The sequence below is a fragment of the Flagellimonas baculiformis genome (assembly GCF_033441575.1).
Taxonomy (GTDB): Bacteria; Bacteroidota; Bacteroidia; order Flavobacteriales; family Flavobacteriaceae; genus Flagellimonas; species Flagellimonas baculiformis.
In genome coordinates this window covers 1-12,481 of record NZ_JAUZVW010000013.1, presented here as the reverse complement: position 1 = coordinate 12,481, position 12,481 = coordinate 1, and the positions used below count along the sequence as shown (strand labels likewise).

Genomic DNA, 12,481 nt, shown 5'->3' with positions numbered 1-12,481 from the left:
TGTAACACAACAAAAGCACGCACCTAACAACTAAAAATTAGCTAAATACAAACGAATGAAATCAATAATTAACTTTTTAACGAATGAATGCCATTCGAGGAAATCCTTCTCAGGAGTTTTTTCCGAAGGGTGTTCCACTGGCCCGATAGGGTCAGGTTTTTGGACCGACATCAGTTTAAAGAAGATGTTTACGACCATCCTTTTCCTGCTACTCACCATTAGTGCAGGATGGGCTCAGGACATTAACATAACCGGAAAGGTAAATGATGAAATTGGACCCATATTTGGGGCAAATGTCATTATAAAAGGAACCACAAACGGAACCAGTACAGGAATGGACGGGGAATTTTCCCTGACCGGGAGAAAAGGGGATGTCCTGGTCGTGTCCTACATAGGGTACAAATCCCAAGAAGTCATGGTGGATGGCGATGCTCCACTGACCATAACACTTGAATCGGATACCTCCAATTTGGATGAGGTAGTCGTTGTAGGATATGGTACGGAAAAAAGAGCTGATGTTACCGGGGCCATAAGTACAATCGATGAGCGTGCCATTCAAGGAAAGCCCGTGAGCAACTCGTATCAGGCCTTGCAAGGGGAGTCTCCTGGTTTGATTATACAAAATACCACTTCAAGACCGGGTTCTGTGCCCCAAATCAACATCAGGGGAGTAAGTACCATCAATGGAAATACCCCGCTGATCGTAGTGGATGGTGTGATTGGTTCCTTGAACAATGTGAACCCCAATAATATTGAGAGCATAAGTGTCCTTAAAGATGCGGCCTCTTCCGCCATTTATGGTTCGCGGGCTGCCAATGGTGTCATTCTGGTGACCACCAAAAAAGGGAAGTCCGGTAAGCCTGTGTTTCAATACCGAGGATCTTATGGGGTGCAGACACCCACCAACTTTCCAGAATTTGCCTCTTCTTGGGAGTATGCCACCTTACGCAATGAAGCTTTGGTGAATTCAGGCTTCCAACCCGCTTTCTCTCCGGAACAGATCTTGGCATACAAGGAGAACGGTCCCAATGTGTACTGGAACCGTGAGATATACAAGGACATGGCCTTGCAGAACAGCCATAACCTATCCATGAGCGGTGCCGAAAATGGGCTCAATTATTTGGTGTCGCTTGGCTATGTGGACCAAGAGAGTATGTTCAAGGGTCCGGATTATGGATACCAACGTTACAATGCCAGGATAAATCTGGAAAAGCAGGTGAATGAAAAATTAAAGTTGGGCGGGCGCATGTCCTTTGCCAGAAACGATATTAAGGATAATGCCTATTTCGAACAGTGGATCATAGAACCCACCATGCGTATTCCACCAATCTATGACATTGTGGACGAAAACGGTGATTACACCCTGGTGAGCGGGAGCAATAGCAACCCTTTGGCCCAGCTTGAGGTTGGGGGTACCACTGAATACCAGAACGATGAATTTCTGGGGAATTTCAGTATAGAATATGAACCTGTTGAGAACTTGATATTCAAAGGAGTATTGGGAGGTAATTTGACCAGCAATAAAACGCACCAGTTCCGAAAGGCGATAGATTTTGTGTATCCGGGCGGGGGCAACAACGAAAACTCCGTAACTGATAATTATAATAGGTCCTTGTACCTAAACCCTTTTTTGACGGCCAGTTACAGCAAGGATTTTTCGGATAAGCATAGCTTTAATGTGATGTTGGGGGCTTCCTCTGAAAGTTTCAAGAGCGAATTTTTTGGTGTTACCGGAATTGATATTCCCGGAAATGAATTTGGTGTGATCAGTAACGCCAGTGACATCCAGAGTGCCAATGGATCGGGAAATGAGTGGTCCATTCAATCATTTTTTGGGAAGATGGGCTATTCCTTTGATGACCGCTTCCAAATAAACGGAATTGTCAGATATGATGGGTCATCCAGATTTTCTTCCAAAAACCGTTGGGGCGTCTTTCCTTCCATCTCAGCAGGATGGACCCTGAGCAATGAAACGTTTATGGAGTCCATTGCCGATGTTGTCTCCTTCGCCAAAATTAGGGCCTCTTGGGGCCAGGTGGGGAACCAGGACATCAACGATCTCTATGGTTACCAAAGTTTGGTGAACATCAGTAGCAATGTGTACAGCTTTGGAGGTGTGGCCGCCTCGGGATCTTATTATTCCGTGAGCAACAGCAATAGGACATGGGAGACATCCACCATGAAAAACTTGGGTATCGACCTGTCATTGTTCAATAGAAAACTGGACCTGACCGTTGAGTTGTTCGATAACTTGACAGAGGACATATTGCTCCAGTTGCCGGTTCCTGCCACTTATGGCCTTGGACAACCCTTCCAGAACGCTGGATCTGTCCGAAACAGGGGATGGGAATTCAGTTTGGGCTATCAATTCCAGACAGGAGAGGTCGATCATTCCTTGAATATGAACGTTGCCGATAACAAAAACGAGATCGAAGACCTTCGGGGAAGGGAGTTCATCAATGGGTTTGATGTCAACACCATCTTACGTGAAGGCTATTCCATCAATTCCTATTATGCGCTGAAGAGCGATGGATTTTTCAACAGTGATGAAGAGATCGCCAATAGTGCCACTCCGATTTTTGTAAATGATGTGGACCCCGGTGACATCAAATATGTAGATCGCAATGGGGATGGCCAGATCGATTATGACAACGACCGTTTCATCCTGGGCAATGAATTTCCCAGATACACCTACGGGGCCACCTATGCCGCCAATTGGAAGGGGTTCGATTTTTCAATTTTTGTCCAAGGTGTGGGCCAACGAAAACAATGGTTGAGAGGAGAAGTTGTCGAGGCTTTCCACAACAGTAATGAAGGGCCGGTGTTCAACCGTCACCTTGACCGATGGACCCCACAGAACCTGGACGCTTCGTATCCCCGGCTTACCGTCGGTGCAGAGTCGGTGAACAACGCGGCAAAATCCGATTTTTACATTTTTGATGCCCATTACCTTAGGATCTAAAATGTGCAGTTGGGCTATACCATACCAGAAACTGCCGTAGAGCGAATGGGTCTGAGCAAAATCAGGTTGTACCTCACCGGTTTGAACATTGCCACGTTCAGTCCTTTGAATGCCATTGGCGTCGATCCGGAAAATACCGGACCAAGTGGAAGGGTTTACCCAGTGTCCAGAATATTTTCATTGGGATTGGACATTAATTTCTAAAAAAGACATCATGAAAAAAATAGTTTTATTCCTAAGTGTAATTTGGATATTTTCCGCATGCAGCTCAGATCTGGATCTGTCCCCGATCGATTCGCAGAGCGAATTGAATTATTGGGAAACCGAAGAGGATGCCCAAATTTTCCTGAACTCCATTTATGCTGATTTAATGTCGGCACAAGACTACCTATACTTCAATGCGCTTTCAGATGATGCCTACACGAAGGCCATGGAAGAGTACCGCAATATTGCAAGCGGGAGCTATGGCACCGCAAATGGTGTGGTGGCAAGTGTGTGGTCCGGCAGGTACGAGGCCATACGTAGGACCAACATATTCCTCAATAATATTGGTGACGTTGCGGAAATATCGGAAGACCAACGCGCATCCTTCACGGCTCAGGCAAGATTTGTTAGGGCCTGGCATTATTTCAACCTTATAGAACTCTATGGCGATGTCCCCTTTATAACGGATGAAATAAGCATAGAAGAGTCGCTTACCCTTGAACGGGACGATAGCGAAATGATTTTAGACTTCATTTATGATGAACTTTCGTCCGCAATCAATGGCCTACCAAGCAGCTACCCTGCAGATCAGTCCGGTAGGATCACCAAAGGTGCGGCAATAGCGTTCAAATCCAGGGTGCATCTGTACAATGGTGATTATGCGACTGCGGCCACGTTGGCAGAGGGACTATTGGGGGATTACTCCTTGTTTCCCAGCTATGCCGATCTTTTTAAAACGGAGAATGAATCGGCCAATGAAATTTTGTTGAGCCTTCAGTACATCCCAACATTTAGGGAGCACAACATCCAATATTCATTGATACCTCCAAGTCTGGGAGGCTATGCCAATTTTTCCCCCTTGCAGGAACTGGTGGATGCCTATCCGACCCTGAATGGATACGGCATTGATGAGCCTGGGGCGAATTATGATGAGAACAATCCGTATCAAAATCGTGATCCCAGATTGTCCGCGACTATTATCCATGATGAATACCCAATGAAGGATTTTGACGGCAATGACATCGTTATAGGGACTTCCCCTGGTGATGAGCCGGATGGACTGAACTATTCATCCAACAGCACACCTACGGGGTATTATGTGTACAAGTTCTATGATCCCATGGCCAGGAACCAAGTAAATTCCGGTCTTAACCTGATCTTGATTCGCTATGCAGAGGTACTGCTGAACTTGGCCGAGGCCAAAATAGAAATGGGAACATTTGCCCAGGCCGATTGGGACGCCACCATTGGGGCCATCAGGGCACGTGCCGGGCTTCAGGGGAATGCCCTAGTGTTTCCCGGTAATGACCAAAACCAACTCAGGGAAATTGTAAGGAACGAGAGAAGATTGGAACTGGCCTTTGAGGCCGGGCACCGCTTCTTTGATATCAGAAGATGGGAAATTGCCGAAGAGGTGCTCAACGGTTGGGCCCATGGTATTAAAACGGACGACAGCATAGTGGACGATGGATACATTAGAGTGGATGAGAGAAGTTTTGACCCTGCAAAGCATTATTTGTGGCCCATTCCTCTTAGTGAGAGAGATATTAACGACAATCTAACCCAAAACCCGAATTGGTAATGAAAACAATACTAAAGTCACTTTTGACATTGATGGTTTTATCCATGACATTGATTTCATGTGAAAACGACGATTACACATTGGATCCTGAAATTGCGCTAACGGGTTCTTTGGAAAGCCCAGGGAATAACGAGAATATACAGATAGACCTTGAGAATGGTGACAATGTCATCTTTTCTTGGACCGCGGCACAGGCCAATGATGGAGGTACCATATTGTACACCATAAAGTTTGATAGACCTGGTGGGGATTTTAGTGACCCATTGTACACTTCGCCTTCCGATAATGGAGGTGGTGCCACTACCTTCACCATGAGTACTTCGCGGTTGAACATCATTGCTGCCGAAGCAGGCATTCAACAATTGGAAACCGGGGATGTGGCATGGACGGTCGAAGCCTCGAGTAGTTACTTCAGGGAAAATTTCACCGAACCTTCCACGCTTAGTCTGAGCAGACCTGAAGGACTGGCCATATTTCCAGAGTATATGTACATTTACGGTTCCGCTACAGAAGCATCCAACATTCCCAATGCGGTGGCGTTCAAGCAGATTTCCAACCAATTGCCCAGCGATGACATCCAACCCGGTGTTTTTGAGTCGATAACGCATCTGGCGCCCGGGGAATTTTATATCGTGAATGGAAACAATGCTTCGGCTGAAGACTTGACCCATTATTACATCAATGCAGAAGGGAAGATCAGATCTGGTGACGATCCTACTTCTTTTGATATGGAAGAAGGGGTGTACCGAGTGCGGATGGATTTGGCCAAAGCGACTATTTCCTTCATGGAAATCTCCAACGTTCAATTGTATATTTTGGCCAATCAAATTGTTAAGGCCAATCTCAGCTACATTGGCGACCATACTTTTGAAGCGACCGGTGCCTATTTCGAATTTTTGACACCAGGAGCTCCCGAAGCCCCTGATTGGTTGGGCTGGGAAGAAGAGCGATATCGTTACCAATTCCAATTGGAAGATGGCCAGGTTTCCTATTTGGGAAGCATGCACAACGAAGCCATGAACGGATCGCTGGTGCCCGGATTGGATGGATACAATGCCAGGCCAAATGGAGGTGAACCGGAATACTACAACAATGTTTATTTCTTGGGGCCAGAGGCCGCCTATTGGCAAGGAGCATGGAAGTTTCCTGATGCATTGAACGGTGCCAACTTTACGGTCAGGATTGTTTTTGACCCCAAGGCAGACAATTATTACCAAGAATTAATTTTAGAATAAATCTTAGATGATAAGTGCCAAAATTTTAAACACCTGGTTCCTGTTGATTCTATTGGGAACTAGTTGTAGCAATGATCCCTCTGTTGAAGATCAGTTGGAAAATGGAAAAGGCGAAGTCGAGAACCCTGAACCGGAAGAAGAGGAGTCTTTGAGCCATAAAGAAAAGGCCAAGGCAGTTTATGACATGATCCAATCCCTTTATAAAGAAGGCGATTTGTATAAAGAAAATTTCCCGCCACAATCCGGAGATCCTTCTTATAGCTACTTATGGCCCTATGTGGGCATGCTCACGGCAGGCAATGTACTTTATGAACTGGGGTACGACAGGGCTATTTTGGACAAGGAGTTTTCCGGTCTTGAGGCATATTATGATGACAGGAGTGTTCTACCTACCTATCAAGCCGCGCCGGTTACCGAGGGACAGACCGATCATTACTACGATGATAGTGCTATTGTCGCCATGGAACTCATTAAGGCTTACGAGCTGACCGGTGAAGCTTTTTATTTGAACAGGGCCAAGACCGTTACGGAATTCATTATGTCGGGAGAAGATTCCCGAATGGGGGGAGGGCTGTACTGGTTTGAGGCAGAATCCACGGATTGTACCGGTGGGGCCAATTGTATGAAAGCGGCCAATACAAGTGCATATGCAGCCTATGTAACCAGCAAAATGTACCAGTTGACCAATGAGTCAAAGTATCGGACTTTTGCGGAACGGGTGTACGAGTGGAACTATAACACTTTAAGAGATCCCAGCGATAATCTATATTGGAACGACATCAATATTGGCACAGAGCAAATCAACACGACCAAGTGGACCTACAACGCAGCCTTGATGATCATGGCAGGGATAAATCTCTATGAAATATCCGATGACCAAGACTATTTGAACGAGGCCATTGCCACGGCACGGTCTGCCTACTCCAAGTTTACGAGCGTTGTGAATGGGCAAATATTTTATCAAACGCATGATTCTTGGTTCAATGTAGAGCTCTTGTCCGCATTTGTGCAATTATCCGAATACGATTCAAAAACAGATGAATATATTGACGTCTTTATCAAAAACATGGATCATGCTTGGAAAAATGCCCGAAATGCCGAAGGACAGTTTTTTGAAGATTGGTCAGGCAACAGCAAAGGCAGGTATTACTGGTTGCTACATCAAGCAGCCTTGATCGAGGCTTATGGAGTAGTGGCCTTGTATAAAAACGAGTCATAAATGGATTTTGATCGGAAAATAGTTTTTCCAATAATTTGAATAGAAAACTAGATGTTCAGTATAGGAGTTGATATAGGGGGAAGCCATATTTCGTCTTGTGCATATGACCATGAAAGCAAAACCTTGCGTGGGGAAACATTTTCATATAAGAAAATAGATCCCCATGGGAACAAGGAGGAGATTTTGAGTGGATGGGTCGATGCGTTGGAGGCATCCATCAAAAGTCTGGCCGAACCAATAAGCGGCATAGGTGTGGCCATGCCCGGCCCCTTTGATTATTATAATGGAATAAGCAAGATCACTGATGTTGAAAAGCTGCAATCCCTATACGATGTCAATCTTTGTTTGGAACTGGCCGTAAGGCTTAAAATGCAACCCTCCCAGATCCGGTTTATAAACGATGCGACCGCATTCTCCGTTGCCGAGGCATTGATCGGTAAAGCATCAAAATATAAAAAAGCAATTGCGATAACCTTGGGAACGGGATTGGGGTCCAGTTTTCTTTTAAACGGCAAGCCCATTATAAAAGATAAAAAAGTGCCCGACGGTGGGTTCCTGTACAACCAATATTACCAAAACGTGTTTGCCGACGATCTTTTCTCCACAAGGGGTATCATCAATGCTTTTGAAAAAGAGACCGGTAAGCGCCTTAACAATGTAAAGGAGCTTTGCGAATTGGTGGATGTGGATCCCAACGCCAATAAAGTCTTTCACGATTTTGGAACCCGACTGGCTGATTTTATCAACCCTTATGTTGAGGAATTTGAAGCCGATGTTTTGGTTTTTGGTGGTAACATCTCCAAAGCGTTTGCATTCTTTGGCCCAGCCATGGAGGAAGAACTGAAAGGGGTTGAGGAAATTTATGTATCGGAATTTGGGGAAAAGGCGGCTATTATCGGAAGTGCCCTTTTACTGGATGAGGCGTATTATGCTGAAATATCGGAAACCTTAAAATTGATGTAATGAACCAAAACAAGATGAATTTTAAGGTCGTTCTCCCCGTATTGTTATGTTATATCGTCATGGGGTTTGTGGACATTGTAGGGGTGTCCACCGGATTTGCTAAAAGGGATTTTGACCTCTCACCGGAAATGGCACAGTTGATACCCTCCATGGTCTTTGTATGGTTTTTTTTCCTATCCATACCCATAGGTGTGTTACAACATAATCTAGGGAAACGCAAAGTGCTGCTTTTTGGTATTCTTTTTACCGCCATTGGTATGTTTTTGCCTTTTGTACATTATTCATACGGGATTCTATTGACCTGTTTTGTGTTGCTGGGCATAGGCAATACCATCATTCAAGTTTCCTCAAATCCACTTTTGCAGGATGTTGTGGCCAAGGACCGTTTTTCGAGCTTTATGAGCCTGTCGCAATTTATAAAGGCCATAAGTTCCCTTGTAGGACCATTGATCGTAACTTTTGCCGTATCCCGGTATGGTGATTGGAAGCTGGTGTTCTTGGTGTATGGGATTACTTCTTCAATTGCCGGGCTTTGGCTGATGCTTACACCCATTAAAGAGTCCTCTTCGCACGAAAGGGCCTCATTCGGTTCAGCATTGGGGTTATTGAAAAATCCGTTTATTGCCGCCATGGTGTTGGCCATTTTCTTGATTGTTGGGCTTGATGTAGGTATGAATACCAATATCCAGAACCTACTCACAGCTCAATTTGGTTTGAGTCTGGAAAAGGCATCACTTGGAATAAGCATCTATTTCACGTCACTGATGATCACCCGATTTTTTGGAGCGCTCCTATTTTCCAAAATAGACAATCTGAAGTTTTTGTACTGGTCGTCCTTACTGACCATTGTATTGCTTGTGGCACTTGTCTTTTCTACAACCAGCCTGATGGCCCAAGTGTTGATCTTTCTTATCGGTCTGACTTCTGGAAACCTTTTCCCGTTGATTTTTTCCCTTACGGTAAACAGATTTCCCGAGCGTGCCAACGAAATTTCCGGATTGATGATCATGGCCGTTGTGGGGGGAGCGGTTATACCACCAGTTATGGGCTTGATTAATAAATCTTTTGGTGTCCAATTGAGTTTTGTTGTGCTTGTACTATCGGCACTATATGTTTTTGTAACGTATTATATTATTAAAAAAAGAGGTTAAATGATCTATAGGTTTTTTATTGTCTTTGCCATTCTGTTCGTTTCCTGCGAAACGTCGAAGAAAGCTGATCCAGCCAAGGATATGGATGAAGATTCACCACTGGACTTTGTGGACCCCAATATTGGAACCGCTCACAGCCGCTGGTTTTTCTATACACCGGCATCCATGCCCTTTGGTATGGCAAAATTGGGACCTTCCACCAACGGAAGCCTTGGTAACGAACAGGGTTGGGAAGCCACGGGCTATGATTCAAGGGATACTACCATCGAGGGTTTTGCCAACCTGCATGAGTTTCAAATTGGAGGATTTTTGTTCACTGCCATGACCGGGGATCTAAAAACGGTGCCAGGGGATATGGAAAATCCCGAAACAGGCTATCGTTCCCGTTTTGATCGAAAGGATGAGATTGCCCGCCCTGGGTATTACAAAGTAAAGCTTAAAGATTACGACGTAACGGCCGAGCTTACGGCAACAAAGCGCATCGGGTTCCATAGATATTCCTTTCCGAAAACGGACAGTGCCTATGTGATTTTGGACATCGGCAATGAACTTGGTGAAAGTGGCGATGTAAAAGATGCTGAAGTTGCGTACAATCCAGAAGACCAAACATTCACGGGATGGGTGACCACCTATCCGAAGTATGTCCAAAAATATCAGAAAGGGGCCGAGGTGAAAATGTTCGTGGCAGGCGAGCTAAGTAAAAAAGCAGAAGAGGCAGGGACATTTATAAACGATAAGCAATTCAAGGATGTGTTTACCCAAAAAGGTGAAGGCTCAGGAATCTACTTAAGATTCAAAACCGAAGAAAATGAAGCTATTGAGATCAAAGCTGGCTTTTCCTATACATCAGCAGAAAATGCTTTGGAAAACCTGAATGCTGAAGCGAAAAACCTAACATTTGATCAAGCATTGTCAACTGCAACCAAAACCTGGGAGGATGAACTCTCAAAAATTAAGATCACCGATACTTCAACGGTTAACAAGACCAAATTTTACACAGGTTTGTTCCATGCCTTGTTGGGTAGGGGACTGGCCAATGATGTAAACGGGCAGTATCCACAAAATGATGGGAGCATAGGTCAAATTCCACTGGATGCCAGTGGAAATCCAGAATTCAATTTTTACAATACCGATGCCATTTGGGGAGCCTTTTGGAACCTTACGCAGTTATGGACGCTTGCATGGCCGGAATATTATAACGATTTGGTACAGACACACCTTGCAGTATATAAAAATTCAGGTTGGATGGGGGATGGGCTGGCCAATTCCCGCTTCGTGTCCGGTGTGGGAACCAACTTTGTGAGTTTGATCATAGCTTCCGCGTATCAGGCAGGGATCAGGGATTATGATGTGGAACTGGCATTTAAGGCCGCTTATGAGAACGAGGTACGCTATAAGGATAGGATAGAAGGGGCCGGTAAAATGGATTTGAAAGATTTTGTGGAAAATGGGTATATCAACTATATCCCTGGCATGGAAACCACTACGGAAGGTTCTGGCTTTTCCGTGTCCCATACCCTCGAATATTGCTTCAGTTCCTATGCCGTGGCACAGTTTGCCAAAGCATTGGGAAAACAAAAGGAGTATGAGGAGTTGATGGAACTTTCAGAAAATTGGAAGAATCTATATGATGAAAAGACCGATTTTATCAGGCCAAAAGATGAATCGGGCAACTTTTTAAAAGATTTTGATCCCTTTGCCCCATGGATAGGGTATCAAGAAGGAAATGCTTGGCAATATACCTTTTATGTACCACATCAGCCCAAAGAACTTGTGGAGAAGATGGGCGAGGAAAAATTTGTCAAACGACTGGATTCCATTTTTACTGTGTCTGAGCAGACCAAGTTTGGAGGAGAAGATATTGATGCCTTTGCGGGATTGAACTATTTGTACAATCAAGGGAACCAGCCCAATCTTCATATTGCCTATCTCTTTAATTTTACGGACAAACCTTGGCTTACCCAGAAATGGGTGCGTGAAATTTGTGATGGGTTTTATGGAGTGGAACCCATTCATGGTTACGGCTACGGTCAAGATGAAGACCAAGGGCAGTTGGGTGCCTGGTACAATATGGCCGCAATGGGCTTGTTTGATGTGAAAGGTTTGGTGGATATCGATCCAACCTTTCAGTTGACCAGCCCTTTGTTCGAAAAAATAGAGATCGAATCCGGCTGGGGAAGCACCATTACCATAGCTGCGCAGGACAATCTTCCCGAAAATCATTACATACAATCCCTAAAAGTGAACGGGACGGAAACCCATTCTAATCAGATACCGTTGCGATTGCTCAAGGAGGGAGCCAAATTGGAATATGAATTGGGTCCTGAGCCGAACAAAAGTTGGTTTGAAAAATAATTGTTTTGAGTTAGTTTAGTTAGTTGAGGCATGGGCAATTGGGCTTGTGCCTTTTCTGATTTAAAAACTAACTTATTGATAGAGACTGTCACGGGCAATTCTATGCTGAGGATTTGCCCAATTCTCCAAATGCCATGAATCAACATTATTTGGGAAGGGATAAAAAATGTCTCACTCGAGGGTTTTTTTAACACCAATGAACCCACTAAATAACCCGAACTTGCACCAGATACCTGAAAAAATTATAGGGTTTCCGAAACCTATCCCGGACATTTCATCAAAAAGGGTCCATGTCAAGGATGTCAGGTACTCCTTTATCGATCATTCCTTTGCCGTTGAGTTCGAGTTTTTTCTGCTTACCTGTCCTCCAATCAATTAAAAATTAGTTGCTGTTCAACAAGGGATCATGAAACATCTGGAGCGGTTCAAAAAGTATGTATGGATTGCGTATAAACTTAGATATATATTCATTGACCCATTCCATCCATGGCAAGTTGAGGTTTTAAGACTATGACAGTGATTTCTTGTATGGCCAAGGCAGGTGAAACAAGGAAGCTATACATCGTTTCCTTGAAAGTGGTATACTACGGCAATATTGACCCATTGTTGGGTTTGTCATGAACGAATGTTTTTCCTATTCAGATATAGTTCTCTATGAAAATAAGGATAGGCTTATTTTCTATCCAACCTTCCCAAAAATTAAACTCTCAAACTCTTTCTTGGACAAGGGACAGCCTTTAGATTTGTTTTATAGATTATATCTATTGAGATTATGATGTTGAAAAGAGGGGGTCTGGGGGAGACTCATAA

8 protein-coding genes are annotated in these 12,481 nt (G+C 44.3%); all 8 read left to right on the top strand.

The window, feature by feature from the left end; translation table 11 throughout:
* The first annotated feature begins 55 nt into the window (after window positions 1-55).
* Genes SD450_RS16055 through SD450_RS16020 form a run of 8 tightly spaced genes read left to right on the top strand, consistent with a single transcriptional unit; the run spans window position 56 to window position 11,671 of the window.
* Complete coding sequence (locus SD450_RS16055) at window positions 56-2,962, top strand: SusC/RagA family TonB-linked outer membrane protein (RefSeq protein WP_318345471.1); 2,907 nt, start codon at window positions 56-58, stop codon at window positions 2,960-2,962.
* Window positions 2,963-2,971: 9 nt separating this feature from the next.
* Window positions 2,972-3,166 carry a hypothetical protein gene (locus SD450_RS16050; protein ID WP_318345470.1) on the top strand — a complete coding sequence of 65 codons (195 nt, stop codon included), beginning with the start codon at window positions 2,972-2,974 and terminating at the stop codon, window positions 3,164-3,166.
* Between the two features lie 10 nt (window positions 3,167-3,176).
* Complete coding sequence (locus tag SD450_RS16045; protein ID WP_318345469.1) at window positions 3,177-4,748, top strand: RagB/SusD family nutrient uptake outer membrane protein; 1,572 nt, start codon at window positions 3,177-3,179, stop codon at window positions 4,746-4,748.
* Window positions 4,748-5,983, top strand: coding sequence for a SusE domain-containing protein (locus SD450_RS16040; RefSeq protein ID WP_318345468.1), 1,236 nt, complete (start codon window positions 4,748-4,750; stop codon window positions 5,981-5,983). Before SD450_RS16045 ends, SD450_RS16040 begins: the two co-directional genes overlap by 1 nt.
* Window positions 5,984-5,990: 7 nt before the next feature.
* The gene (locus tag SD450_RS16035; RefSeq protein WP_318345467.1) at window positions 5,991-7,202 is read left to right on the top strand and encodes a glycoside hydrolase family 76 protein; all 1,212 of its coding nucleotides are present in this window, start codon (window positions 5,991-5,993) and stop codon (window positions 7,200-7,202) included.
* Between the two features lie 51 nt (window positions 7,203-7,253).
* Window positions 7,254-8,165, top strand: a complete 912-nt coding sequence (locus SD450_RS16030; protein ID WP_318345466.1) for an ROK family protein — start codon at window positions 7,254-7,256, stop codon at window positions 8,163-8,165.
* A complete protein-coding gene (locus SD450_RS16025; protein WP_318345465.1) occupies window positions 8,165-9,316 on the top strand; it encodes an MFS transporter in 1,152 nt (383 codons plus the stop codon). Before SD450_RS16030 ends, SD450_RS16025 begins: the two co-directional genes overlap by 1 nt.
* The gene (locus SD450_RS16020; protein WP_318345464.1) at window positions 9,317-11,671 is read left to right on the top strand and encodes a GH92 family glycosyl hydrolase; all 2,355 of its coding nucleotides are present in this window, start codon (window positions 9,317-9,319) and stop codon (window positions 11,669-11,671) included.
* The last annotated feature ends 810 nt before the right edge of the window (window positions 11,672-12,481 follow it).